This window comes from Mesonia ostreae, assembly GCF_031845265.1.
Classification (GTDB): domain Bacteria; phylum Bacteroidota; class Bacteroidia; order Flavobacteriales; family Flavobacteriaceae; genus Mesonia; species Mesonia ostreae.
In genome coordinates this window covers 102,532-128,451 of record NZ_JAVRBG010000004.1, presented here as the reverse complement: position 1 = coordinate 128,451, position 25,920 = coordinate 102,532, and the positions used below count along the sequence as shown (strand labels likewise).

20 protein-coding genes are annotated in these 25,920 nt (G+C 34.6%); 18 read left to right on the top strand and 2 right to left on the bottom strand.

Annotated elements, in window-relative coordinates:
• Positions 1-88 precede the first annotated feature (88 nt).
• Positions 89-526: a JAB domain-containing protein gene (locus tag RLT85_RS05530; protein WP_308863925.1), complete on the top strand. Its 438-nt coding sequence runs from the start codon at positions 89-91 to the stop codon at positions 524-526.
• 242 nt (positions 527-768) lie between these two features.
• Here RLT85_RS05530 and RLT85_RS05525 read toward each other — a convergent pair whose 3' ends face one another.
• Positions 769-1,002 carry a helix-turn-helix domain-containing protein gene (locus RLT85_RS05525; RefSeq protein WP_311401040.1) on the bottom strand — a complete coding sequence of 78 codons (234 nt, stop codon included), beginning with the start codon at positions 1,000-1,002 and terminating at the stop codon, positions 769-771.
• Positions 1,003-1,090: 88 nt separating this feature from the next.
• Between RLT85_RS05525 and RLT85_RS05520 the strand changes: the two genes are divergently transcribed.
• Both RLT85_RS05520 and RLT85_RS05515 read left to right on the top strand, forming a co-directional pair.
• Complete coding sequence (locus RLT85_RS05520; RefSeq protein WP_311401039.1) at positions 1,091-1,789, top strand: hypothetical protein; 699 nt, start codon at positions 1,091-1,093, stop codon at positions 1,787-1,789.
• Positions 1,790-2,314: 525 nt separating this feature from the next.
• A complete protein-coding gene (locus tag RLT85_RS05515; protein ID WP_311401038.1) occupies positions 2,315-3,112 on the top strand; it encodes a hypothetical protein in 798 nt (265 codons plus the stop codon).
• A 672-nt stretch (positions 3,113-3,784) separates the two neighbouring features.
• Here the strand turns inward: RLT85_RS05515 and RLT85_RS05510 are convergent.
• Entirely contained in the window at positions 3,785-5,761 is a 1,977-nt protein-coding gene (locus RLT85_RS05510) for a polysaccharide biosynthesis protein (protein ID WP_311401037.1), read from the bottom strand.
• Between the two features lie 200 nt (positions 5,762-5,961).
• On the opposite strand from RLT85_RS05510, the gene RLT85_RS05505 reads away from it, so the two are divergent.
• The 15 genes from RLT85_RS05505 to RLT85_RS05435 all read left to right on the top strand — a co-directional run bounded on the left by RLT85_RS05505 (position 5,962) and on the right by RLT85_RS05435 (position 25,920).
• Positions 5,962-6,726 carry a polysaccharide biosynthesis/export family protein gene (locus RLT85_RS05505; RefSeq protein ID WP_311401036.1) on the top strand — a complete coding sequence of 255 codons (765 nt, stop codon included), beginning with the start codon at positions 5,962-5,964 and terminating at the stop codon, positions 6,724-6,726.
• Positions 6,727-6,728: 2 nt separating this feature from the next.
• Entirely contained in the window at positions 6,729-9,116 is a 2,388-nt protein-coding gene (locus tag RLT85_RS05500) for a GumC family protein (RefSeq protein ID WP_311401035.1), read from the top strand.
• A gap of 395 nt (positions 9,117-9,511) precedes the next feature.
• Positions 9,512-9,745 (top strand): hypothetical protein, encoded by a 234-nt coding sequence (locus RLT85_RS05495; protein WP_311401034.1) that lies wholly within the window; start codon positions 9,512-9,514, stop codon positions 9,743-9,745.
• 422 nt (positions 9,746-10,167) lie between these two features.
• Positions 10,168-12,573 carry a TonB-dependent receptor gene (locus tag RLT85_RS05490; RefSeq protein ID WP_311401033.1) on the top strand — a complete coding sequence of 802 codons (2,406 nt, stop codon included), beginning with the start codon at positions 10,168-10,170 and terminating at the stop codon, positions 12,571-12,573.
• A gap of 336 nt (positions 12,574-12,909) precedes the next feature.
• Positions 12,910-13,479, top strand: a complete 570-nt coding sequence (locus RLT85_RS05485; RefSeq protein WP_311401032.1) for a hypothetical protein — start codon at positions 12,910-12,912, stop codon at positions 13,477-13,479.
• A 605-nt stretch (positions 13,480-14,084) separates the two neighbouring features.
• Positions 14,085-16,250 carry a prolyl oligopeptidase family serine peptidase gene (locus tag RLT85_RS05480; protein ID WP_311401031.1) on the top strand — a complete coding sequence of 722 codons (2,166 nt, stop codon included), beginning with the start codon at positions 14,085-14,087 and terminating at the stop codon, positions 16,248-16,250.
• A 703-nt stretch (positions 16,251-16,953) separates the two neighbouring features.
• Positions 16,954-18,165, top strand: coding sequence for a UDP-N-acetyl-D-mannosamine dehydrogenase (gene wecC, locus RLT85_RS05475; RefSeq protein ID WP_311401030.1), 1,212 nt, complete (start codon positions 16,954-16,956; stop codon positions 18,163-18,165).
• A gap of 14 nt (positions 18,166-18,179) precedes the next feature.
• Positions 18,180-19,367: a UDP-N-acetylglucosamine 4,6-dehydratase gene (locus RLT85_RS05470; RefSeq protein ID WP_311401029.1), complete on the top strand. Its 1,188-nt coding sequence runs from the start codon at positions 18,180-18,182 to the stop codon at positions 19,365-19,367.
• Positions 19,367-20,512, top strand: a complete 1,146-nt coding sequence (locus RLT85_RS05465; RefSeq protein ID WP_311401028.1) for a LegC family aminotransferase — start codon at positions 19,367-19,369, stop codon at positions 20,510-20,512. Before RLT85_RS05470 ends, RLT85_RS05465 begins: the two co-directional genes overlap by 1 nt.
• Positions 20,505-21,131, top strand: a complete 627-nt coding sequence (locus RLT85_RS05460; protein WP_311401027.1) for an acetyltransferase — start codon at positions 20,505-20,507, stop codon at positions 21,129-21,131. The genes RLT85_RS05465 and RLT85_RS05460 overlap by 8 nt, the downstream gene beginning before the upstream one ends.
• Positions 21,131-22,144, top strand: coding sequence for an N-acetylneuraminate synthase (gene neuB / locus RLT85_RS05455; RefSeq protein WP_311401026.1), 1,014 nt, complete (start codon positions 21,131-21,133; stop codon positions 22,142-22,144). The genes RLT85_RS05460 and neuB overlap by 1 nt, the downstream gene beginning before the upstream one ends.
• Positions 22,141-23,301 (top strand): UDP-N-acetylglucosamine 2-epimerase, encoded by a 1,161-nt coding sequence (gene neuC, locus RLT85_RS05450; RefSeq protein WP_311401025.1) that lies wholly within the window; start codon positions 22,141-22,143, stop codon positions 23,299-23,301. The genes neuB and neuC overlap by 4 nt, the downstream gene beginning before the upstream one ends.
• Positions 23,288-24,196: a formyltransferase family protein gene (locus tag RLT85_RS05445; protein WP_311401024.1), complete on the top strand. Its 909-nt coding sequence runs from the start codon at positions 23,288-23,290 to the stop codon at positions 24,194-24,196. The genes neuC and RLT85_RS05445 overlap by 14 nt, the downstream gene beginning before the upstream one ends.
• Positions 24,193-24,867 carry a PIG-L deacetylase family protein gene (locus RLT85_RS05440; RefSeq protein ID WP_311401023.1) on the top strand — a complete coding sequence of 225 codons (675 nt, stop codon included), beginning with the start codon at positions 24,193-24,195 and terminating at the stop codon, positions 24,865-24,867. Before RLT85_RS05445 ends, RLT85_RS05440 begins: the two co-directional genes overlap by 4 nt.
• Positions 24,868-25,920, top strand: coding sequence for a nucleotidyltransferase family protein (locus RLT85_RS05435; protein ID WP_311401022.1), 1,053 nt, complete (start codon positions 24,868-24,870; stop codon positions 25,918-25,920).

Here is a 25,920-nt window from a genome sequence, read left to right as displayed (position 1 = left end):
AGTATTATTATTAATCTAAGTGTCCAATTCTCGCAACTGTATTATATATGCATTCGGGTTTTGGACACTTTTTAATTTATGATGAATTATGAAAATATCAGAGATTAAAGTTTCTTATATAAATGAACATAGTGCTCACCTAAAAGCTTCTAGTAGTGCAGATGCCTATACAATAGCTTTAAATAATTGGGATAAGGATATAATTGAGCTTCAAGAAGAAGTAAAAGTAATCTTATTGAATAGAGCAAATGGAGTAGTAGGCATTTATAGTCTATCTAAAGGAGGTGTTTCTTCTTCTATAGTAGATATTAAATTAATACTTAGTGTAGCTCTTAAAGCTATAGCAACCAGTATTATTTTAGTGCATAATCACCCAAGTGGCAATTTAAAACCAAGTCAAGCAGATTTAAAACTTACCTCTAGACTTATTAAAGCTACTGATACAGTAGATATAAAATTACTAGATCATTTAATCATTACAAAAGAGTCTTATTATAGTCTAGCTGATGAGGGTAGGTTGCAATAACTGCAAAATTTGCAATTCCTGCAATTCCTGCAATTCCTGCAATTTGTGTATGTGTATGTTTGTGTAGATTAGCCTCATTAGAAGCTTATGTGTTGAGGTTATAAATATCATAGATATTATACTATAGCTAAAACTTTAAAAAATTGAGTATATTGATGAGGTTTTAAATGATTTAGTAACCTAAAAGGTAAATAGAAGTAAAAAATGGAGCTTTAAAGCATAGAACTATCTAATAGCTATTTTTAATCTTTAACCTCATTAATTACTAAATCAGCTAAGGAAACTTCTAAAGCTTCAGCTATTCTGTAAAGAGTATATATGGTAGGGTTAGTTCTTCCAGATTCAATTCTAGAAACATTGGTAGTATCAAAATCACCTTGTATTCTAGCTGCTAGATCTAATTGCGTAAACCCTTTTTGCTCTCTTATTTTTAGAATCTTTTTACCAGTTAGTCTTAGTACTTCTGACTTTTCCATACTTGTCTTATTTGTCAAGGAAAAGTTTATATTTGTCAACCTTAATGCCGTATATGGCAACATTTAATCTTAATTAATAACAAACAATATGGAAGAAATTACCCAATATTCAGTTACATTACTTTTGCCTTATATCATTGCAATAATTATTTTCACCTTAATTTTTTTAGCTATTTCAGGAGCTGAGAAAATAGATAAAATTACCAAAGTTATTGAGCCAATAAATAAGGATTTAATTAAAATAGCTCTAATTAGTATTCCCATTATAGTCATAGCTTGGTATTCTTTAATTATTTTTTCTATTCCTAGGTGGGCTTTTTTTGCAACCATTATTTTCATAAAAGGATTATTAGCCTACTATGTTTCAATTGAGGCTGTAAAAATGAACAGAAATGGCTTTTTATGGTTTGTTTTAGGTTTTATTGAATTTCATTCAGCACTTATTGTATTAGGACTTGGTAAAACATTATATAAGGTGCCAAGAGTTAAAAGAGCAGAAATTAAATTACTAAATGATAAAACAAGAGAAAAATTATCTTCCTTAAAAGAAATAACTACTGGAATAACTAATGAAAGTGTAAAGAGTACTGAATATTATCTTCCTTTAAGAAAAATACAAACTGACTATTCTAAAGAGTTTAATGAGCTTGTAGATAATGTTAAGAAAGCGCACCATAAAGACAGTATGTCTGCTAAATATGAAAGAGCTTATAAAGCTGGTGTTCTAAGTAAGGAAGAGTACGAGATAAAACTTAAAAATCTAAGTAAATCAAAAAGAAACCTATAACAAGAATTACCTTTAATATTTAAAATAAAGTTCTAGTATTTATGAATCTCTTAGACTCTCTCCCTTATAAAATAGGCACTCCTTTTCATCAAATAAATATTGATTTAGAGTTAAAGAAAAAGTATACTGACAATTTGTTTTTTTACAGAAGTTATAGATATTCGGAAATCTTTTTGTTTGAAAGAATTTTAGAGTCTACCTGTTACTTATGGTTTAATAAAAATGCATTGGAAACAGTGAGTTACAGATTTCATAGCAGTTTGTTTAATCATTTTGAAGAGTCTATTAATGCAGAATTACCAGAAGATGAAAATTTATTTCAAGACCCAAATATAAAAGAGGCACGGCCATATATTTATATTAATAGGATGGCAATTAGTTTAATCAAATTAAATAATGACTATTTCTTACTAGTACTATCCTGTTACCCCAGTTTACCTATTATAAAAATCAGAAAGAATCACTAATTCACTTATTCAGATGAATATTAAAAATAATAAATACTAACCTTTAAAAATTTAAACAATGAAAAAACTAAACTATTTAATTTTACTGCTAAGCATAGGGCTAACTCTAAGCTGTTCAAGTGAAGATGATGAAGTAGCTAACCTAGATGGCAATAATACAAACTCCGCAATAATTGGAATTTGGGATGAATCTCCAAACTTAGATGGCAATACATATACTTATAAATCTGATGGCACTGCTATATATGTAAATACTAGAGATGATGAAAATGGAAGTCAGACTTGGACTTATGAAGGAGCTTGGAAAGTAATAGATGATAATGTTCTAATTGAATATTACCCTGATTCAGATGAAGAGTGGGATAATAATTGGGAGAATAATCCAACTTTAAAGCATTATTTTAAACTACTTAATGATTGTACTCTTGAATTAACAAGATTTTATTCCAATAATTCAAACAACAATGTAATAAGACATTATAAACACAATGAAGAGAATTGTTATGATGATATGCAGGAGGCTAGAGAATTTGAAATTTCCATTGGTGGGTATAGTACGCCCGCGGAAGCATTTCCTTTGAAAATCACTTATTATTCAAGTGATGTTAATGGTGATATTTCTACAACAGTTGTTAATACACAAACTAATACAGATGTTGTTCAAGTACAGGTATTAGAGTGCTATGATAAGATAGGTTTTAAGTATGAGGTAATAGACAATGGAGAAACCCATATTGGTGGTGTTCGTATTAAAGATGTGGCTTTAGATTTACAGGTACTTTCAACTGAATTAGAAATTTCTAATAATCAAGTATTTATGTACAGTATTCATCAAGATACTTATACTATAGAATAAGAGTTATTATAAATTGATCACTAAAAAGAGAAAAATGAAAAAACTAAATTATTTAATTTTAATGTATTAGTTCTAAGAAGATTTTCTTGAGCTAGTTATTAATAATGTTTAACTAAAGATTTATAGAATTAGTTGAGGTACTAAAAGGTATGCAAAAAGGTAGAAACAATTTTATTAAATTGTAACTTACTTTAGATTAGTGATAAGAGAGGTTAAGTTCGAGTCTCGTCCAGACCGCAATCCCAAATCATTGGGAGTAAAAAGCTTCAATATTTTATTGAGGCTTTTTTTACGAAGTTGTGTTGTGTATGTCAAGTGAAGACTTGGCATCTAGGTTTAAGTAGTGTTAAACCAATGAAGAGCTTTTCCTGTTATAGGGAGAGGCTTTTTTTGTTTGGGGGAGGTTTTGCTTTTTTAAAGTATGCTTTTAGGTATACCGGATCAAGTCAGAAAGTTGTGGGATTTTAGTTTTATGCAAAAATTATAGTTAATCAATAGAGGAAGAATTCTACATTTTTGACTCCTCTAAACTGCGCTCTAAAAGCTTTTATTTGAAGTATTTTTATTCAAATTAGCAGAGGACAGCCTTTTTCGTTTGAAGTTTTGTTTACTATTTTTTGGGACAATGGTATAATTCCGTTAATATTAGAATACCACTTAGGAATAAAACGGTTATGACTTCTCGGAAATTTTTTGGTATGCTTCCGTATAGGGTGTTCTTTTTTGACTACTAGGATTGCTTCTAGAAAACTTAAAATCTACCAAATCGATAGGTTGATATTCTGGAACTAATCGTTTTAACAGTTTTAGCGCGTCAGAAATGTTATTTTGTTTTACATATTTTAAAAGTTCGGATAACTGAGAATCCTGAGAAATATCATACATATGTGTTGCTTGAGCAATCATAATCTTTTCATGGTGCGTAGGCAGTGTCGTTTCTTTATCGGCTAAAAGCTCTTCAAACAATTTCTCTCCAGGTCTTAGGCCGGTAAATTGGATGGCGATATCCTTATTAGGAATAAGGCCAGTAAGCCTTATCATATGATGAGCTAAATTGATGATTTTAATAGGAGATCCCATATCAAACACATAAATTTCTCCTCCATTTCCCATTCCTCCTGCCTCTAAAACCAATTGGCAAGCTTCATCTATAGTCATAAAGTAACGAGTGATGTCGGGATGAGTTACCGTTACTGGTCCGCCTTCTTGAATTTGTTTCTTAAAGTGAGGAATTACCGATCCATTAGATCCCAAAACATTTCCGAATCGGGTCGTAATAAAAGTGGTTTCGGGGTTCAGTTTCGCTAAAGACTGTATAAAAATTTCGGCAGCTCTCTTGGAGGCTCCCATAATATTGGTTGGGTTAACGGCTTTATCTGTACTTACAAAAACAAAACGTTCAATTTGGAATTCGGTAGAAAGTTCAGCTAAGTTGCGAGTTCCATGAAAATTAACACTCAAAGATTCTATAGGATTTGCTTCCATCATAGGTACGTGCTTATACGCAGCTCCATGAAAAACAATCTGGGGATGATGGGTAGCATAGACATCTCTAAGTCTCTTCTTACTTCTTACGTTAGCGATTACTTTTTCATAATTTAATTGTGGGCAATTTTTATCCAAATACAAAGCGATGCTGTGCAGTGGAGTTTCAGCTTGATCCAATAGAATAATTTTTTTAGGGGCGAATGGCGCTAGTTGTTTTACAATTTCACTCCCAATAGAACCTGCAGCACCCGTGACTAAAATAATTTTATCTTTATATAAAGCTGATAACTTTAAATTATTCAATTTAATAGGAGAACGTTGTAAAAGATCTTCAATTTTAATTTCCTTTAAAGAATTAAAAGAAGTTTTACTATCATAATTCTCAATTTTTGGAAACTTATATATTTTTAATTTTAGATCTAGCAATTCGGCTAAAATAGAATTGTTTCTGCTTTTAATTTGTTGAAGTGTTTCGTCGCTAACAATAATAGATTTAGCAGCGATATCATTTGCGTCTTTAAGTTGTGAAATACTGTAAATGGGTAGGTTGTGAATGCGATTAAGCATTTTTTTATCATTCAGGTTGATAAAACCAAGAATATTAAAAGGCCCAGAATGTTCTGAGATAATTCCTTCCCCTATCGCTATGTCTGCTCTATCTGTTCCCAAAATATATGCGTTGGAAGAATTTTTACGAGCATTAAGACTTTGGTAAGTTCTTTTGACTAGTAGTCTAAAAAAGAAGAGTAAAGAAAATGTTATAAAGCCAAAGATAATTACCCCAGAATCTAAAATTAATTTTTCATTAAGTGTTAGATAATAGATGCGATTAATGACAAGAATTGTGACTACACTAAGAGCCGTTACCTTTAATTGCGTTATTACGTCCTTAAAACTAGAATAACGGACTACGCCAAAATACGACTTTAGAATAATAAAATATAGCGCTTGTATTCCCACAATAGCAAAAAGCGGCCATGTAAAAGTAAGGATTGGAGTTTGTCCTCCCGTAGCAGAGTTGATGAGAAAAAAAGCACTTTGAGCTGCAATAAATGCGATGCAAACATCAATAAAAAAAATGTACCTTCTTGGAACATAGTTTTTTACTAAGGGTTTAGCAATATTTAAAAACTGTAATTTTAGGGAGTTTTCAACTGTCATTCAGCTAAATCTTTTGGAATACGAAGGTATCTTAAATAAGGCTAGTAGATTTATAAAGTTATAAAAAATTTTAACAAATTACAAAATGCTAGGTCAATTTTTCCGAAGTTTTTTACTTTTTCGCTATTCTAGAATATAAATGGATAGAACTATATAGAGAGAATAGTTGCTAAAATGAAAAGTTGATTATATTTGCAACTATGAAAAAATTATTACTTCTCGTTATTTTTTGCGCACTTCTCTTTAGTTGTGCTACAAAAAAAGAAATTTTATACTTTCAAGATATAAATGACATCTCTCTCTTAAAAGTAGATGAAATCTATAAACATCCCAGCATAAGTGTAAATGATATTTTAAAAATAGACATCACGGCTTTAAGTCCAAAAGCGGTGTTGCCTTACCAGTTCGATAAGAATATGGTTCAAACCCAACAAAGACAGGGTGATATTTTAAAGCTAGAAGGCTATTTGGTAGATCAAGGAGGGAATATCAACTATCCAGGGCTTGGTTCCGTAAAGGTAGAAGGCTTTACTACACAAGAATTGCAAAAAGAACTAGAAAATAAGCTTTCTAAATTCATTAAAGATCCTACGGTAAGAGTGCGGTTGGTGAATTTTAAGATTTCAATTATTGGAGAAGTTAAAGCTCCAGGAACCTATACCGTAGCAGAAGAGACCTTGAGTTTGCCACAAGCTTTAGGTTTGGCAGGTGATCTCACTATAAATGGAAATAGAGATGATGTGCTGTTGATTAGACAAGCCGAGGAAGGAAGAGAGTACGTTCGAATAGATTTAACTTCTAGTGAGTGGATGAATAGTGAATATTACTTCTTACAACAAAATGATATCGTGTATGTAGAACCCAATAATGCCAAAGTAAAATCGGCAGGGATTATAGGGAATTTAGGAACCTTATTATCGGTGTTTTCTGTATTATTAAGTACCGCAATTTTGATATTTAGATAGAGATGACAGAGCAACAACAGTGGGAAAAGGAAGAGTTAGATAATGGAGAAGATTTAAAAAATCTACTTTATAAATATTTTCAATATTGGCCTTGGTTTGTTTTGGGCGTAGTGCTTTCAGTAGCTGCTGCATTTTTGTACTTAAGATACAGTACAGAGGTGTATAGTACTCAAGCTAAGATTAAAGTCTTGGACGAATCTAATGATGGTGGATTAGACCTATCTGGTTTAAGTGGAGCGACAAGTATGTTTAATCTGAGCAAGGTGAATCTAGAAAACGAAATTCAAATTGTAAAATCTCGTAGAATGTTCGGGAAGGTCGTAGAGGTGTTAGATTTAAACACAGTCTATTATAGCAATGCAACCTTCAAATCATCGCTTTACTTTAATCCAGATATGCCAATTAAAATCTCATGGATGGAAAGTGATGTGAGCTCTAGTGAGCCGCCTCCGTTGATAGAGTTTACTTCAGTAAATCAAAACACATTTAAACTAAGAGAAGAAGTTCTAGGGGAATTAAAAGCTAAGTACGGAGACACATTGGCGTATGGAGCATATAAGTTGGTAGTAGAAAAGAATCCATTATACGTTCCATCTAAAAAAGAATCGGAAGTTACTGATTTTCTTTTTAAGTATGTAAGTACAGATAATGCCATCAGAAGCTTATCTGAAAGCATATTAGTAGAACCTGTAGGTGATAAAAGTCATGTGCTAACTACTTCTATTAATGGTTCTAATATCAATAGAAATGAAGCGATTTTGAATGAGTTGATCAAGCAATTCAATCAAGATGGAATTGAAGATAAGCGTCTAATTTCTAAACGAACCCAAGAGTTTGTTGAAGATCGACTAGTATTCTTGGTGCAGGATCTGGATACGGTAGAGAAGGAAATGGTTACCTATAAGAACGATAAAGATCTGATTGACGTAGAAGCCAATGCAAAACAATTGTTTGGAAAGGAAGCTGAAGCGGAAAAGAAACGTTTTGAGATGCAAACGCAATTAGCCGTGACTCAGGACTTTCAGAGCGTTTTGAAAGATCAAGATGACTTAGAACTGCTTCCTGCCAATATAGGGATTAAAGACGCCTCTGTGAATCAGTTAACAGGGGAGTACAACCAGTTGATTTTAGAAAGAGATCGCTTATTGGTGTCTGCAACAGCAGAAAACCCAGCAGTATTGGGCTTAAATCAAGAGTTAAGCCGTTTACAAAACAATATTAATGCGAGTGTAAAAGCCTATTTGCAAAGCCTTCAAATCACCTTAAGCAGTTTAGAGCAACAAGAAAGCTTTTCTAGTGGTAAACTAGGCGGACTCCCGCAAATAGAGAAAGAAGTACGATCTATTACAAGACAACGAGAAATCAAAGAGCGTTTGTATTTATTTCTATTGCAAAAAAGAGAAGAAGCGGCGTTGAGTTACGCAATTACGGCCCCTACCATAAAAGTAGTGGATTTTGCTTACACTTCTCCTTTTCCTGTTTCTCCCAAAAAGAAAATCGTGTTATTGGCGGCATTAATTTTAGGCTTGTTGATTCCCTTTGGAATTTTATATGTGATCTTTTTGTTGGATACCAAAGTAAATTCCAAATCACAAATTCAAAAGAAAATCACCAATATTTCTGTGGTGGGAGAAATTCCTCAATTGCCTAAAAGTTCAAAATCTGTCATAGAAACAAATGATAGGAGTGTGTTGGCAGAAGCTTTTAGAATCTTACGTACTAACTTGAATTACTTTAAATCTCCAAGTAGTACAAGTGATAAAGCGCAGGTGGTTTTTGTTACTTCTACTACCAAAGGGGAAGGAAAGACTTTTGTTGCAGTGAATCTGGCTAATACCTTAGCGTCTGCCAAAAAGAAGACCTTATTGGTAGGTTGCGATTTAAGAAATCCACAAATCCATAATTATATCAATAAAGATAAAAATGAGAAGGGAATGTCTTCTTTTTTAAACAATGCATCCGTAGAGTTTGAAGGCTTACTGATTAAAAGTAAATTTAGTTTTGAAAATTTAGATGTAATGCTTTCTGGACCTATTCCACCAAACCCAGCAGAATTATTATTGAATGGTAGATTTGAGGAATTTATTGAAGAAGCAAAAAGCAAATATGATTACGTGATTATAGATACTGCACCAACGGTTTTAGTAACCGACACTTTATTGATTTCTCAATATGCCGATGCTACCATGTATATGATAAGAGCAGGTTATACCGATGTGAAGTTATTAAATCATATTGAAGAGCTTCAAAAACAGAAGAAACTTAAAAATATGGGAATCGTGCTTAACGGAGTTAAAGAAGATGGAGCTTACGGCTATAATTACGGTTATGGTTATGGATATTCTGAAGATATAAAGAAAACTCCCCGCTGGAAGTTTTGGGCGAAGTAGATTCGTTAGTTAATGTGTAATTAATAGTTGGTTCTTAATCGCACCCTTGTCATTTCGACGAAAGCAGAAATCTCTTGTTTTTGAAACGAAAAGATGCTTCGTATTGCAGTAATTCTCTCTATATATAGTTAGAACTGAAATTTTGATGGAGGACATGACAGAGAAGTTTTTTACTTTCAAAACAGAAAGATTTTTCATTTCGCTTTCCTTCCTTCTGAATGACAGTAAGCAATTGTATTGCTGTGAAAAATGAAATTAATGAAACTATACTTTACGCTTTTTTAACATTGTTATGTGCTTTTAATGTATATTTTTGTGAAATGATATTATCCCAACATATAAAAAAGAGCCTCTCGATAGTTTTTCTTTTGGCTTTTATCAGCATAAAAGCTGGGATGATACATAATCTTGTACATTCAGATAACGATGCGAGCGAATGTGTTTGGTGCCACTTGTCGGCAAGTGATAAAAATACACCCATACTCGCTGCGGAAGATTCTTTTGAAATCAATCCAGTAATCGTACACGAAATAACTAAATCAATTCAACTTAGTTATTGTTCTATAGCTTCCTCCAAGACACCTGTTTGTCTTATTTTCAATAAGCCGCCACCCTTCTTCACCGTTTAAGACTTTTTCTTAAGACTGCTTTTTCAAAAAATCTTATTTACATTTTAAGAAAATGGAATTTTGGATACCTTCTGATCTTTCAGAACATTTAAAATAGTACCCATTTCTGAATTCGAACTAGAAATCGAAAGCAATCTGCATACTGCTATAAATACCTTCAGAAGCAAATCTGTAATTATAAAAGAAAAGTCTCAATAGAAAATAGATTCTAATTTAATCAAGTGACGTTTTTCAAGTCTTTTCCTTAAATGGGGTGTAAGATAAGAAGAGAAATAAAAGAATTTCTCATCAGCCTTAACCTATTGTAGGAAATTTAGACAATAGCATTTAAACGTTTCATTTGGATTATCAGTATCATTTTCAAAATATGAAACCAATGCTACAAAGCAACATATAAATCTAACGGTTAAAAATTATAAATTATGAAAACTATTTGGACGTGCGCAGCCTTCCTACTTCTTAGTTTTTCCTTTTACGCACAAAATTGCTCTCATACATTAACTGGTAAAGTAATCGATTTCCATACAGGAGACCCACTTATATATGCAATCATCAAGATTGCAAATAAAGATATTCAAGTCTATTCAGATTTTGAAGGTAACTTTTCCATCGAGAATTTATGTGAAGAAAAAATAGAATTAAAAATTACACATCCCAGTTGTCAAGATCTTATTTATCCTGTTCTAATAGAAGGAGATACCTACAAAAAAATTAAACTCGAACACCATTTAGAACAATTGGGGGAAGTGAGTATAACGGGTCAAGCTGTGTTAGAAAAAGTAAAAACGGGTCAGGAGCAAAAAATTGATATAGAAACTTTAGAAAGATACAGTTCGGCTAGCTTGGGTGATGCCTTAAAAGAAGTGAGTGGAGTTTCTACTTTAAGTACGGGAAATAACGTTGTAAAACCTATGATTCAAGGTTTACATAGCAGCCGCGTACTTATAATGAATCAAGGAGTAAGAATGGCAGATCAAGAATGGGGAGCAGAGCATGCCCCAAATATCGATTTAAATTCCGCAGGAAATATTACTGTTGTCAAAGGAGCATCTGCGCTTCAATATGGCGGAGATGCAATTGGCGGCGCTGTCATTGTAGAACCCGAAAGAATTCCGGTAAAAGATACGCTTTACGGAAAAACGATTCTTAGCGGCGCTACCAACGGTCGTGGAGGAGCGGTGACGACAAGTCTAACCAAAAGTTTTGAGAATGCTTTCTACGGAAAAATACAAGGTACTTTTAAGAAATTTGGAGATTATAAAGCGCCAGATTACGTGCTTTCGAATACGGGAAATGAAGAAAAAGACTTTTCCATAGGTTTTGGACGGAATACATTTTCTTCAGGTTTTGATGTATTTTACAGCTACTATAATACAGAAATTGGGATTCTTCGCTCCTCACATATTGGAAATGTTAACGATTTGATAAGGGCGATCAACAGCAGAGAGCCTTCCGAAGTTAATGATTTTACTTATCAAATAAATCCGCCTAAGCAAGAAGTAGAACATCATTTAGCGCGTCTTAAATACTATAAGCGTTTGGAAGGTTTAGGAAAATGGAATATTCAGTACGATTACCAGCTCAATAACCGCTTAGAATATGATTTAAGAACCGGAGAAGATAAAGGAAAACCTTCTGTAGATTTAGAATTGCAAACCCATACGCTGAGTACCAATTTTAAATTTGATGCTCAAAATGAGTATTCATGGAATGTTGGTTTAAACGGAAGCTACCAAATGAATTATCCCAATCCGTTGACGGGGGTAAGAAGGCTTATTCCAGATTACGAGCAGTTTTCCGCAGGCGCTTTTGCTTTGGGAGAGTATAAACTGAGTAGTGATTGGTTGGTAGAGGCAGGATTACGTTATGATTATACACATTTGGATGCGCAAAAATATTATCTAAAATCACGATGGAACGAGCGCAATTACAACACAGATTTCAGTAATATTATTACGGCAGAAGTAGGCAATCAATATTTAGCAAATCCTGTTTTTGACTTTCATAATCTTTCGGCAACTGTGGGAGTGAGGCATTCATTTGATTCGTTTCAGTTAAGTGCCAACTATGCCTTAGCCAATAGAGCCCCTAATCCTTCGGAATTGTTTGCAGATGGCTTGCATCATTCCGCGGCGGTTATCGAATTAGGAAATTTGCGTTTTAAGGCGGAAACTTCTCAGAAGATAGGTTTGGATTTCCGCAAAGATCTAGGGGATTTTAGATTTGGAATCGCTCCGTTTTGCAATCGTATTGGAAACTTTTTGTTGATAAAACCTACTGGAGTTGAAACTACCATTCGCGGTGCTTTTCCTGTTTGGGAATATGAGCAAGTCGATGCTCGAATGTTCGGGGTGGATATAGATTGGAAGTATCAAATTTCAAAGCAGTTCGCCTACCGCGGAAGCTTTGCTTATGTGAATGGCAGAGATATCAAAAACGAGGAAGATTTAATACAAATGCCACCTGTTAATTTCTCAAATACAATTCGATTTCAGCATGAAAAATGGCATCAGCTGCAACTGAATCTAACCGGAGATTATGTCGCGCGTCAACATCAATATCCCGACCACAATTTTAAGTATGACGTCCTAGAAAATGGGAGTTATGTAAGTACTTTGGTGGATGTAAGTACACCGCCAAAAGATTATTTTTTATTAGGATTTGAGGCAAGTGCTACTTTTAATCCATTTGAAAAAGGAAGTATGCAAGTAGGTTTGCATTTCAATAATCTTCTAAATACTTCCTATAGAGATTACTTAAATCGGCTGAGGTACTATGCAGATAATTTAGGAAGAAATGCGATGTTACAGGTGAAGTTGGAGTATTAAATTTCTCGCGCTTTCTGTCATCCTGGAAAAATCCGACTGTAGGAAGAATTTTATTCAGGATCTCATGATTACGAAACGAGAGAGGTAGACGGGAGAAAATAGAACCAAGAACTTAGATTCTTGGCTTAAGACGAGTGTATGTTTGACTTCCCCTCTAAAAAGAGGGGTGAATTTTAGAGGATTTATCCGAAAAAAGAAGTGGTGTGTTATAGGATCAAGCTATAGAAAGAACATTTTAATTTTTGTATGTTTTTTCTCACACCCCTTGTCCCCTGTTTTTAGAGGGGAGTTGACAAAAGAAAATAATAAAATCAAAACCCTTAAAAAGAAACAATTATGAGAAATTTAAAATTTATTGCTTTAAGTATTGTAACATCGGCGTTTATCGCTTCTTGCTCTAGTGACGACAGTGCGCCACAAATAATCAACCAAGAAGAAGTAATTACTGATGTGAGCTTAAGTTTCATCAACGAATCAGGAGGAGTTTCTATTTATAGTTATACAGATCCGCAATACCGCGCTGAAGATTATGTTGCGCCAGTGATAAGTCTAGAAAGCGGAAAAACCTATCAGGTAGAAGCTAATTTTTATAATATTTCAAATCCTGAAGAACCAGAATTACTAACGGAAGAAATTCAGGAAGAAAGAGACGATCACTTTTTAACCTATGCCTTTACGGAAATAAATGTAGATTTATCTAGAACTGACGGTCCGCTTTCTACTGATACTAATGGGATACAAATTGGGCTTTCTACGCAATGGCAAGTGGGAGAGCCAGGAGATGGAACGCTTACATTAAGACTTATTCATCAAGCTACAGAAAAAATAACTACTCCCGCCGAAGGATCCTTCACTGGAGGAGAAACAGATGCTCAAGTAAGCTTTGAAGTGGAAGTGATTGAATAGATGTGAGAAACCAGAGATTAGATTCAAGAGCTTAGAATCTAGAAACTAGACTTTTAGATGCAAGACTTTTTGATTCATGACTTTAAGACTAATCGAATACACGAAAAACGAATAGCAGGGCTTCGATACAATTTTCTCTCGAAAATCACTCAGCCACCGTGACTGAGAAACTAGAAGCAAGACTTTTTCAGAATTTCGTGATTATGAATGCTGAAAAAAAATAAAATCAAAGAACACCCCTCCTTAAAAAAGGAGGGGTGTTTTCACTTGTGGTTCCGAAGTCATCGGGAGGGGTGGTTGTAAGGAGCAATTTGAAAAGTAATAACAACCCACGACTCTTTGACCCACGACTACACCAATACACGACTACACGATTTCACAAACGACTAAAAACTAACAACCTTCAACGAACAACACGACCCACGACCCACGACTCTTTGACCCGCGACTAAACCAATACACGATTAAACGATTCTACGAATAACGAAAAACGGTAAACCAACAACGAAAAACGATCAACTAAAAATGAACAACCAGCAACAAAAAACTAATTTCCCCAACTCCCATAGATTAATTATCTTTGGTTTCTATTCAAATTCTGTACTATGAAAAAGATCATCTTACCTATTCTAGGTCTGGCTTTTATCACAAGTCAAGGTCAAGAAATCAATAAAGAAAAAAATCACACTCAAAAAGAAATCACTTTGAATTATCCTAAAACCAATAAAGTAGATACGATAGATACTTACTTCGGTGAGGAAGTAAAAGATCCATACCGCTGGTTAGAAGACGACCGCAGTGTAGAGACAGAAGCTTGGGTACAAGCAGAAAATAAGATTACCTTCAATTATTTAAAGCAAATTCCTTATCGAGACGCCTTAAAAAAACGTCTTTCTAAATTATGGAATTACGAAAAAGTAGGAGCGCCCTATAAAGAAGGAGATTATACTTATTTCAGCAAAAATGACGGACTCCAAAATCAGTACGTGATTTATCGGTATAAAACTGGGGAGGAGCCTTCTACAGCAGAAGTCTTTCTAGATCCCAATAAATTCAGTGAAGATGGGACGACTTCTTTAGGCGGAATGAGTTTTTCTGATGACGGCAAAATCTTGTCTTATGCTATTTCTGAAGGGGGAAGCGATTGGAGAAAGATTTTGGTAATGAATACTGAAACCAAAGAAATAGTAGAAGATACCTTGATTGATGTGAAATTCAGCGGAATGTCTTGGAAAGCCAATGAAGGTTTCTATTATTCTAGTTATGACAAACCAAAAGGAAGTGAACTTTCAGCAAAAACAGATCAGCATAAATTATATTATCACAAATTGGGAACTTCACAAAAAGAAGATAAGCTTATTTTTGGAGGAACTCAAGCACAGAAACACCGCTACGTAGGCGGTAGCGTTACCGAAGACAATAAATATCTTATCATTAGAGCGAGTACCTCTACATCAGGAAACAAATTATTTTTAAAAGATTTATCGAAGCCTAATAGCGAATTAAAAACCATCATCGGGAATACAAATACAGATACCTATGTGATTGAAAATAAAGGAAGCAAACTCTTTCTAGTCACCAATAAAGATGCACCCAATAAAAAGATTGTTACCGTAGACGCTGCAAATCCGAAGCCAGAAAATTGGAAAGATTTTATTTCAGAAACGAAAAACGTCTTAAGTCCGTCTACGGGAGGAGGCTATTTCTTTGCAGAATATATGGTAGATGCCGTTTCTGAAGTAAAGCAATATGATGACCAAGGAAAAATGATTAGAAAAGTAGAGCTGCCAGGATTAGGAAGCGTTGCTGGTTTTGGTACCAAAAAGGAGGAGAAAGAACTCTATTATTCTTTCACCAACTACACCACTCCGGGCAGTATTTATAAGTATGATATCAAAGAGGGAACTTCAGAAGTGTATAGAAAACCAGAGATCGACTTTAAGTCAGAAGATTATGAAAGCAAGCAAGTTTTTTATACTTCCAAAGACGGGACGAAGATTCCTATGATCATTACTCACAAAAAAGGAGTGAAACTTAATGGTAAGAATCCCACGATTCTTTACGGTTACGGCGGTTTCAACATCAGTTTAACACCTTCCTTTAGCATCAGCAATGCGGTTTGGATGGAGCAAGGCGGGATTTATGCTGTGGCTAACTTACGTGGAGGTGGGGAATATGGAAAAGAATGGCACAATGCAGGGATCAAGATGAAGAAGCAAAATGTGTTTGATGATTTTATCGCTGCCGCGGAATTTTTAATAAATAAAAAGTATACTTCTAGTGATTATTTAGCCATTCGTGGAGGTTCCAACGGTGGTTTGTTAGTAGGAGCGACGATGACGCAACGTCCTAAGCTAATGAAAGTAGCCTTGCCTGCTGTTGGGGTTCTAGATATGCTACGTTACCACACGTTTACTGCAGGTGCAGGGTGGGCTTATGATTATGGTACTGCTGAAGATTCTAAAGAAATGTTTAAATATTTAAAAGGGTATTCACCTCTTCACAATCTAAAAAAAGGAGTAGAATATCCAGCAACTATGGTTACTACAGGAGATCATGATGATCGTGTAGTGCCCGCACATAGTTTTAAGTTCGCAGCCGAGCTACAAGCCAAGCAAAGTGGTGAAAACCCAGCACTAATTAGAATAGAAACCAATGCAGGTCACGGCGCTGGAACCCCCGTTAGCAAAACCATAGAGCAATACGCCGACATTTACGGGTTTACGTTATGGAATATGGGGTTTGAGGAGCTTCCGGAGAGTAGTGAGTAATTAGAATTGAGTAGTTAGTATTGAGAGGTGGGAAAATAGAGCCTAGAATCAAGAAACACGATTCAAGACTTTTTGACCCACGACTACACCAATACTTGAATAAACGAAAAACGAAAAACGAACAACACGATCCAAGCCTCACGACTTTTAGACTTAGCAGAGTTTCAATTTCGGTTTCATTTTCAACTTCAATATTGTTCCGTTCCTGTCATACTGAAAAAACCCGACTTTAAGGAGGGTTTTGTTCAGGGTCTCATAGTTAAGAAAAGAAAAGCTACTTCGCTTTTCACGGTTTAAAAAGTTCCCCCTCCTTAAAAAAGGAGTGGGGGTTTCCACTTGTGGAAATGGCATGATTGGGAAAAGGAATTTCAACTGGAATAATAGCTATAGAAAGTGAGTAATTAGATTTGATAAGTTAGTATTGAGAGGTAAGAAAATAGAACCTAGACTCAAGAAACACGACCCAAGACTTTTTGATCCAAGACTACACGACTATACCAATACAGGAAAAACGACCAACAAGCCCCATTGAGTCACCACTCACCACTCATCGACTCTTTGACCCATGACTACACAAAAAAAACTAAAAACCAACAACGACCAACTAAAAACGGAGAACGAAAAAATGATTAACTAAAAAATCCATCCTCTTCTAACACAAAAGTTCTTAACTTTGCAAATTAATTAAAATCAAATCAGTCTTTTGAAACCAGCAGTAACAACAATCGGTCTAGGATATATAGGCTTGCCCACGTCGGCTTTAATAGCTTCTAATAAGGTGCAAGTTTGGGGAGTAGATATCAATCCAAAAGTAGTAGAAACCCTTAATCAAGGAAAAATACATATTGTAGAACCCGATTTAGAAGATGTATTAGCTGCTGCGGTAAAAGAAGGATATTTTAAAGCCGGTACTAAACCTAAAGAAGCAAACACTTATTTAATTGTGGTTCCAACGCCTTTTAAAGGTGATCACGAGCCAGACATTTCTTATGTGGAAGCTGCAACAAAAGCAGTGCTACCTTTATTAAAAAAAGGAGATTTATACATCATAGAATCCACTTCTCCCGTGGGAACAACTGAAAAAATGATGAAGCTAATTTATAGCGAACGTCCAGAGTTGAAAGGAGAAATTCATATCGCTTATTGTCCTGAGCGCGTATTGCCAGGAAATGTAATGCATGAGTTGGTGCATAATGATCGCGTGATTGGCGGTGTGGATGAGGCAAGTACTCAAAAAGCTATCGAATTTTATAAAGCATTTGTAACAGGCGAGTTGCACGCCACCAATGCACGAACGGCAGAAATGTGTAAACTCACTGAAAATTCTAGCAGAGATGTTCAAATTGCTTTTGCCAACGAATTGTCTCTTATTTGTGATAAGGCAGATATTAATGTGTGGGAGCTCATACACTTAGCCAATAAGCATCCTAGAGTAAATATTTTGCAACCTGGTTGTGGCGTGGGCGGTCACTGTATTGCGGTAGATCCTTATTTTATTACATCTGAATTTCCTATGGAATCTCAGATTATTGGAAAAGCTCGAGAAATCAATAATTATAAAAGTTTTTGGTGTGCAGAGCAGATCAAAAAAGCAAAACACGATTTTCAAATTAAGCATGGACGTCAACCCGCCATCGCCTTAATGGGATTAGCTTTTAAGCCCAATATAGATGACTTAAGAGAATCTCCTGCAAAATACATCGTGCAAAAAGTACTGCAAGATGCGCAAGATGAAGACTATTTTATTGTAGAACCTAATATAGATTCTCATCAGGTGTTTAAAATCACTAATTATAAAGAAGCGGCAAAAAAGGCAGATATCATTGCTTTTCTAGTGGCGCATAATGAGTTTAAGGATCTAAGCTTCGGTAAAGATCAATTGGTGATAGATTTTTGCGGAGTGAGGAATAAGTAGGGTAAATAAGACATATGGATATTTTATCACTTATAGGAAGAAGTAGAGAATTGTTTGATACTGATATAAATAATTCAGCAGAAGAATTATCTCAGCGAGTATCTAGTTCCTCTTTTTTGGTTTTGGGTGGCGCGGGATCTATAGGGCAAGCTGTGGTTAAAGAAATTTTTAAGCGCAAGCCGCAGAAACTGCACGTGGTAGATATTAGCGAGAATAATTTAGTAGAACTGGTACGAGATATTAGGAGTTCTTTTGGATATATTTCAGGAGACTTTAAAACCTATGCTTTAGATATAGGTTCTATAGAATACGATACTTTTATTCAGCAGGATGGAAACTATGATTATGTGCTTAATCTTTCGGCCTTAAAACATGTCCGTAGTGAAAAAGATCCTTTTACGCTCATGAGGATGATTGACGTAAACATTACGAATACAGATAAAACCATTCAGCAATCGATAGCCAAAGGAACAAAGAAATATTTTTGTGTTTCTACAGACAAAGCAGCCAATCCCGTAAATATGATGGGAGCCTCTAAGCGTATTATGGAGATGTTTTTGATGCGTAGAAGTCAGGAGATTTGTATTTCTACAGCTCGTTTCGCTAATGTAGCTTTTTCTGATGGTTCTTTATTGCATGGGTTTAATCAACGAATACAAAAAAAGCAACCTATTGTTGCGCCTCATGATATTAAGCGTTATTTCGTAATTCCAAAAGAAGCTGGTCAACTTTGTCTAATGTCCTGCATATTTGGAGAGAATAGAGACATTTTTTTTCCGAAACTGGAGGAAGGCTTGCATCTTATTTCATTTGCAGATATTGCTGTAAAGTATCTGAAGCATTTAGGGTACCAGCCACACTTATGCAAGGATGAAGAGGAAGCTAGAACGCTTATGAACACGGTGCCGCAAGAAGGAAAATGGCCGTGTTTATTTACTAAAAGTGATACTACAGGAGAAAAGGATTTTGAAGAGTTTTATACCGATGATGAAACATTGGATACGACCCGCTTTAATAAGTTGGGGATTATTAAAAATGAATTAAATATAGAGCAAGAGAAATTACAAAATTTTGAAAAAGAGATTAAAAATTGGAGAGAAGCTAAACTTTGGGATAAAACTTCTATTGTGAGTTTATTTCAAAAGATGATTCCTAATTTTATGCATAAAGAAACTGGTAAATACTTAGATAGTAAGATGTAATGAAAGATGTGAATTGTCTCATACATAACGTACGTAAGCTTTTTAACGAAGAGGAAGCTTTTATTCCTTTACATGTTCCCACTTTTCTAGGAAATGAAAAAGAGTATTTAAATGAATGTATAGATTCTACTTTTGTTTCGAGCGTAGGTAAATTTGTAGATGATTTCGAGCAGGCTCTTGCTGCATATACGAGATCGGCTTATGCCGTAGTGTGTGTAAATGGTACGAATGCTATTCATTTGTGCTTGGAGCTTGCAGGTGTGCAAACAGGAGATGAAGTGCTTACTCAACCGCTTACTTTTATCGCTACCACCAATGCTATTGCATATGCAGGAGGGATTCCTATTTTTATAGATGTAGATAAGGACACTTTGGGCTTATCTCCAGATTCTTTAGAAGAATTTTTAAGGGAGAATGCTCATCTTAAAAAAGGAGTATGTTATAACAAAATTACGGGTCGTAGGATCAAAGCTTGTTTGCCCATGCATACCTTTGGACATGCTTGTCGTATAGAAGAAATTTTGGCTATTTGTAAAGCCTATGAAATTGAGGTGATTGAAGACGCTGCAGAAGCTATGGGGTCTCGTCTTAACGGAAAGCATTTGGGGACTTTTGGAAGATTGGCTGCCATTAGTTTTAATGGAAATAAAATCATGACCACTGGTGGTGGTGGAGTCATCTTAACACAAGACGCAAACTTGGCCAAGAAAGCGAAACACTTGAGTACACAAGCTAAAATACCTCACGCATGGGAGTATGAACACGACCAGATAGGCTATAACTATAGAATGCCTAACTTAAATGCAGCTTTAGGATTAGCACAATTGGAACAATTGGATAATTTCTTAGAAAAGAAAAGACAATTGGCTCAAAATTATGCTGTTAAATTTCAAGAATTAGGAATAGATTTTTTTATGGAGCGTCCTGATGAAAAATGTAATTTTTGGCTTAATGCGATCATTACAAAAAATAAAGAAGAACGGGATATTATTTTAAAGACAACCAACGAGGCGGGTGTTATGACCCGACCTATTTGGAAGTTAATGAATACTTTGCCCATGTTTAAAGATTGCCCAAAAACCGATTTAAAAAATGCCGAATATTTGGCAGAACGTGTTATAAATATACCGAGTAGTGTTGTCTAAAGAACTTTATATTTTAGGATATTCAGGACATTCCAAAGTCGTTGTCGATGTGGCCATGGAAAGCGGATATGCTGTTAAAGGATATTTTGATAAACAAAAAGCTCAAAGCAATGAATATAATCTAAGTTACTTGGGATTTGAGCAGGAGGAAGATTTAAGTCATTTAAAAGAAACAGGATTTTTATTTCCAACTGTGGGAGATAATGGGTTAAGAGAAAAGTTATTTACACAATTTATTAAAAATCTTTTTCCAAAAATTAATCTCATAGCAGATACCGCTTATGTAAGTCCAAAAATTCAATTAGGAACTTGCAATTTTATTTCACAGCATGCGGTAATTAATAGTGGCACATATATCGGAGATGCTTGTATAATTAATACAGGCGCGATAGTTGAGCACGATAATAAACTTCAAGATTTCGTGCATATTGCCCCTGGAGCTGTTCTTGCGGGTAATGTAAGTGTAGGTGAAAGTACCTTCATTGGTGCAAGAGCAGTAGTAAAAGAAGGTGTGTCTATCGCGGCTCACGTAGTTATAGGTGCTGGAGCAGTGGTAATTAAAGATATTAAAGAAGAAAATAGTATATGGGTGGGTAATCCCGCAAAAAGAATTAAGTAATGGCAGAAAAAGTAATTATTATAGCAGAAGCTGGAGTGAATCATAATGGAGATCTAGCAAGAGCTAAAGAGTTAATAGATGCTGCTGCGGAAGCTCAGGTAGATTATGTGAAGTTTCAAACCTTTATTGCAGACAAAATAGTTACTAAAACTGCCAAACGCGCTAAATATCAAGATCAAAATACTGGTGATGGAGATTCTCAATATGAGATGTTGAAAAAGTTAGAATTGAGCCATGAAAATCATCAAGAACTAAAGAGCTATGCCACTAAAAGAGGAGTAAAGTTTCTTTCTACTGCATTTGATTTAGAGAGTTTAGATTATTTAAAAGAAATAGGAATTGATCTAGCGAAAATACCTTCTGGTGAGATTACCAATTATCCTTATTTAAAAAAATTAGCAGGTTTGTTTCCTAAGATTGTAATGTCTACAGGAATGGCTAACATGCAAGAGATTAAAGATGCTTTTAGAGTATTAATAAACAATGGCGCAAAACAAGAAAACATCAGCATACTTCATTGCAATACAGAGTATCCTACTCCCATGATAGATGTAAATCTAAAAGCAATGAAACATATCCAAGATGAGTTGGGAGTTTCTGTAGGCTATTCAGACCATACTTTGGGTATTGAAGTGCCTATAGCGGCTGTGGCTTTGGGAGCTGTGCTAATTGAAAAGCATTTTACTTTAGATAGGAATTTGCCAGGACCAGATCATAAAGCATCTTTAGAGCCACTAGAATTAAAAGCGATGGTAACCGCTATTCGGAATATAGAGAAAGCGATAGGCGGAAGCGGTAAAAAAGAACCTTCTGCTTCTGAATTAAAGAACAAGGAAATCGTAAGAAAGAGTATTGTGGCATCTAGAGCTATCGTAAAGGGAGAAGTCTTTAGAGAAGAGAATATAACTATAAAAAGACCAGGAACTGGTTTATCTCCTATGCTCTATGAGAAAGTAATAGGTACGCCTGCAATTAGGAATTTTGATGTTGATCAATTAATAAGCCTTAAATGAGAAAAATTTGTGTAATTACGGGAACGCGAGCAGAATATGGTCTTTTAAACTGTACGATGAAAGCTATAGAAGATGCTATAGATTTAGAATTACAAATCATAGTGACAGGGATGCATTTGTCTCCTGAATTTGGATACACGTACAAAGAAATTGAGAAAGACGGTTTTGTTATTGATAAGAAAGTAGAAATGCTCTTATCTTCCGATTCGACCATTGGGATTTCTAAGAGTATGGGCTTAGCGATGATTTCTTTTTCAGAAGTTTTTGAAGACTTAAAGCCAGATATTGTACTTGTTTTAGGAGATAGATTTGAAATATTTTCGGCTATAAGTGCGGCTATGATTGCACGAATACCTGTTGCGCACTGTCATGGTGGAGAAACGACTCAGGGTCTCATTGATGAGCCTATTAGACATTCTATAACAAAGATGTCACATATACATTTCGCTTCTACTGAAACTTATAAAAATAGAATAATTCAATTGGGCGAAAATCCTTCAAGTGTTTTCAATGTAGGAGCTTTAGGAATTGAGAATATTAGAAAATTGACACTTCTTAACAAAGAAGAGTTTGAAGAATCTATAAAAATGAAACTTGATGCTAAATTTACTTTTTTAGTTACGTTTCATCCCGTAACCCTTGAGAATTCATCTGCTAAGATGCAAATTCAGCAGTTATTAAAAGCATTGGAAGAAAGAGATGATATTAAAGTAATATTCACCAAAGCGAATTCAGATACAGACGGAAGAATAATAAATAGCAAAATAGACGAGTTCGTAAAAAAGAACCCTAAGAAATCTATAGTTTTTACCTCTTTAGGTCAACTCAGATACTTATCTGCACTTCAATTTGTAGACGCAGTAATAGGGAATTCTTCTAGCGGCTTAATAGAAGTACCTTCCTTTAATACGGCAACCGTAAACATAGGGGATAGACAAATGGGAAGAATGAAAGCTAAAAGTGTCATTGATTGTCTTCCTGAAAAGGAGAGTATAAATAGCGCTATAGAAAAAGCGGTTTCTTTAGATTTTCAAGAATCTCTTAAGGAAGTTAAAAATCCATATGCGCAAGAAAACTCCTCTGAATGTATAGTTGAAGTATTGCGAAACGTAGAATTGGATAATTTGATTAAAAAGAGGTTTTATGACCTTAAATAAAATGAAAATCCTATTTATTGGTACGGTAGATTTTTCTTACTCTTGCTTGGAGCACTTAATAAAACATAACTTTAAATTATGTGGAGTAATCACAAAAAAGCAATCAAAGTTTAATTCAGATTTTAAAGATTTAACTCCGCTTTGCGAGAAAAACAACATTCCATATTTTTTTGACGAAAAGGCGAATAAACAAACCAAAGAAGAATTTATTGCCAATAATAGTCCAGATATAATTTATTGTTTCGGTTGGTCTTACTTACTTCCCCAAAGTGTTCTTAAAGGTGCAAAATACGGCGTAATTGGATTTCATCCTGCACTTTTACCAAATAATAGAGGCAGACATCCTATTATATGGGCTATATTTCTAGGTTTAGAGAATACGGGTTCTACATTTTTTGAAATGGATGAAGGGGCTGATACAGGTGATATTATCTCTCAACGAGAGATAAAAATAACCACACAAGATGACGCTTCTAGTTTATATGCTAAAATAAAAACTACAGCTCTAGAGCAAATAATAGAGTTTTCTATGCGCTACGAAAAAGAGGGAAAGATAGCTCAAAAAAGGAGTCAAGATAAGAATACGGGAAACAGTTGGAGAAAAAGAGGCTTGATTGATGGTAGGATAGATTTTAGAATGTGCACAATAGCAATTTATAATTTGGTGAGAGCTTTAACTCATCCTTATGTGGGTGCTCATATAGAAACAGAACAGGGTGATATAAAGGTTTGGGAAGTCTCTACTGCAGAGATGGAATATCCTATAAATTTTGAACCTGGAAAAGTTTTAGATATATTAGATAAAAATAAAATTGTTGTAAAGACTTACGATGGGGCAATAATTTTAACAAATCACGAATTTTTAGAGATCCCTGAGATAAATACATACTTATGAGTAAAAATGTAATAGTTATATCTGCTCATCCTGATGATGAAATATTGGGGGTTGGAGGAACTTTATTAAAGCATGCAAAAAACGGTGATACCATCTTTTGGTTAATCACAACAAATATATATGAAAAAGACGGCTTTAGTAAAGAACGTGTAGAATCACGAGAAGAAGAAATTAATAACGTGGCAAAAGAATTAGAGATAGAGAAAGTATTTAGGCTTAATTATTCTACAATGGTATTATCGACTTCCTCTTTGCAAACTATGGTGCCAGAAATATCTTCTATTTTTAATGAAGTTAAACCTGAAATTATATATTGTCTAAATAGATCTGATGCCCACTCAGATCATCGCATTACCTTTGATGCCGTTATGGCTTGTACTAAGTCATTTCGTTATCCTTTCATAAAAAAGGTACTAATGTATGAATGTATCTCAGAAACAGAATTTGCACCAGTATTAGCAGAGAAAGCATTTTTACCAAATTATTACGTAGATATCTCCAATTTTTTAAATAAAAAAATAGAGATAATGAGAATTTATGAATCGGAATTGGGGGAACATCCTTTCCCCAGGTCCGAACGCAATATAGAAGCATTAGCTACCTTTCGTGGCGCAAGTGTAGGTGTAGAGTATGCAGAAGCATTTCAACTAATTAAATGGATAGATAAATAAATGGACAGATTAGATAAACATACCATTTTAAAAGACGTAAGAGTTCGTGAAGCCTTGAAGAAATTGGATGTTTTGGCTGCAGACGCTATTTTATTTGTGGTAGACCATAAGAATGGCTTGAAAGGGTCTTTGACTGATGGTGATCTGCGAAGAGGGTTTATTAAAGGTCTTGGATTTGAAGATAAAATAGAAGATTTTATTCAGAAGAATCCCTCTTATGTGAGAAGAGGAGAGGAGTTTACGATGGAAAAGCTAGAAGATTTTAAAGCTAAAAATTTTAAAATCATTCCCATTTTAGATGACGAACATCGCATAGTAGAGATTCTAAATTTCAAAGAACAAACCACCATTATTCCGGTAGATGCGGTAATTATGGCGGGAGGAGAAGGAAAACGTTTACGCCCGCTCACGGCTAACACCCCTAAGCCCTTACTAAAAGTGGGTGGTAAACCTATTATAGAATACAACATTGATCGTTTAAAACAGGTGGGTGTTAAGAATATTAATCTTAGCATTAGGTATTTAGGAGAGCAATTGGAAGATTATTTTGGTGACGGAAGCGCTAAAAAACTCCATATAAAATACATAAAAGAAGACCAGCCTTTGGGAACCATTGGAGCGATATTACTTTGTGAAGAGTTTGAACACGAAGATATTGTGGTAATGAATAGTGATTTATTGACAAATATTGATTTTAAGGATTTTTATGAGTCTTACAAAAAATCTGGAGCAGATATGGCTGTAGCTGCAACTTCTTATCAGGTAGATATACCCTATGCAGTCTTAGAAACCAATCAAGACTATCAGGTTACCTCTCTAAAGGAAAAACCAAAATATACTTATTATTCTAACGCTGGCATCTATATTTTAAATAGAAGACTTTTAAAAATGATCCCTAGGAACCAATTTTATGATATCACTGATTTGATGGATAAAGTTCTAGCGATGAAGCTAAAGTTAATAACTTACCCCATTAACGGCTATTGGTTAGACATAGGAAAGCATGAAGATTTTATAAAAGCACAGGAAGATATTAAACACGTAAAGCTTTAG

Bases quoted from the DNA above. Each gene is read 5' to 3' on its own strand.
- RLT85_RS05530 (WP_308863925.1), top strand. From the start codon at position 89: ATGAAAATATCAGAGATTAAAGTTTCTTATATAAATGAACATAGTGCT.
- RLT85_RS05525 (WP_311401040.1), bottom strand. From the start codon at position 1,002: ATGGAAAAGTCAGAAGTACTAAGACTAACTGGTAAAAAGATTCTAAAA.
- RLT85_RS05520 (WP_311401039.1), top strand. From the start codon at position 1,091: ATGGAAGAAATTACCCAATATTCAGTTACATTACTTTTGCCTTATATC.
- RLT85_RS05515 (WP_311401038.1), top strand. From the start codon at position 2,315: ATGAAAAAACTAAACTATTTAATTTTACTGCTAAGCATAGGGCTAACT.
- RLT85_RS05510 (WP_311401037.1), bottom strand. From the start codon at position 5,761: ATGACAGTTGAAAACTCCCTAAAATTACAGTTTTTAAATATTGCTAAA.
- RLT85_RS05505 (WP_311401036.1), top strand. From the start codon at position 5,962: ATGAAAAAATTATTACTTCTCGTTATTTTTTGCGCACTTCTCTTTAGT.
- RLT85_RS05500 (WP_311401035.1), top strand. From the start codon at position 6,729: ATGACAGAGCAACAACAGTGGGAAAAGGAAGAGTTAGATAATGGAGAA.
- RLT85_RS05495 (WP_311401034.1), top strand. From the start codon at position 9,512: ATGATACATAATCTTGTACATTCAGATAACGATGCGAGCGAATGTGTT.
- RLT85_RS05490 (WP_311401033.1), top strand. From the start codon at position 10,168: ATGAAAACTATTTGGACGTGCGCAGCCTTCCTACTTCTTAGTTTTTCC.
- RLT85_RS05485 (WP_311401032.1), top strand. From the start codon at position 12,910: ATGAGAAATTTAAAATTTATTGCTTTAAGTATTGTAACATCGGCGTTT.
- RLT85_RS05480 (WP_311401031.1), top strand. From the start codon at position 14,085: ATGAAAAAGATCATCTTACCTATTCTAGGTCTGGCTTTTATCACAAGT.
- RLT85_RS05470 (WP_311401029.1), top strand. From the start codon at position 18,180: ATGGATATTTTATCACTTATAGGAAGAAGTAGAGAATTGTTTGATACT.
- RLT85_RS05465 (WP_311401028.1), top strand. From the start codon at position 19,367: ATGAAAGATGTGAATTGTCTCATACATAACGTACGTAAGCTTTTTAAC.
- neuB (WP_311401026.1), top strand. From the start codon at position 21,131: ATGGCAGAAAAAGTAATTATTATAGCAGAAGCTGGAGTGAATCATAAT.
- neuC (WP_311401025.1), top strand. From the start codon at position 22,141: ATGAGAAAAATTTGTGTAATTACGGGAACGCGAGCAGAATATGGTCTT.
- RLT85_RS05445 (WP_311401024.1), top strand. From the start codon at position 23,288: ATGACCTTAAATAAAATGAAAATCCTATTTATTGGTACGGTAGATTTT.
- RLT85_RS05440 (WP_311401023.1), top strand. From the start codon at position 24,193: ATGAGTAAAAATGTAATAGTTATATCTGCTCATCCTGATGATGAAATA.
- RLT85_RS05435 (WP_311401022.1), top strand. From the start codon at position 24,868: ATGGACAGATTAGATAAACATACCATTTTAAAAGACGTAAGAGTTCGT.